At 55.0% G+C, this 431-nt stretch carries 1 protein-coding gene; it reads left to right on the top strand.

Features of this window, described 5'->3' with window-relative positions; translation table 11 throughout:
• Window positions 1-53: 53 nt before the first annotated feature.
• A complete protein-coding gene (locus ACFTWP_RS41585) occupies window positions 54-398 on the top strand; it encodes a DUF2813 domain-containing protein (RefSeq protein ID WP_380270380.1) in 345 nt (114 codons plus the stop codon).
• The last annotated feature ends 33 nt before the right edge of the window (window positions 399-431 follow it).

Genomic DNA, 431 nt, shown 5'->3' on the forward strand with positions numbered 1-431 from the left:
TAGCCGCGCGCAGAGGCTGACGGCCGGGAGCGATGGGACCAAGGGAGGGTGGCGTGCGCTTAGCAAGGTTGACCGTTCGGAACTTCCGAAATTTCGCGGGAATCGATGTCCCGCTCGTCGGTAATGTTGTGCTGCTGGGCGAGAATCGTGTTGGGAAAAGCAATCTCCTGTTTGCCATTCGGCTTGTCCTCGATCCGACGCTGCCCGACTCCGCAAGGCAACTGAAGCTCTCCGATTTTTGGGATGGTTGTGACCTAACCCAAAATCCGCAGATTGAAGTGCATCTCGATTTCGCCGAATTCGACGGCGACGACGCGCTGGTTGCATTGCTCACTGACTTCCGTACGGCAGCCGATCCAAAAGTAGCGCGTCTGAGCTACGTTTACCGTTTTATATAAGACTTCACTGGCGCTCGACTATCCTTTTTGTTT

It is taken from the genome of Kitasatospora sp. NPDC057015, from assembly GCF_042673745.1.
GTDB lineage: Bacteria > Actinomycetota > Actinomycetes > Streptomycetales > Streptomycetaceae > Kitasatospora.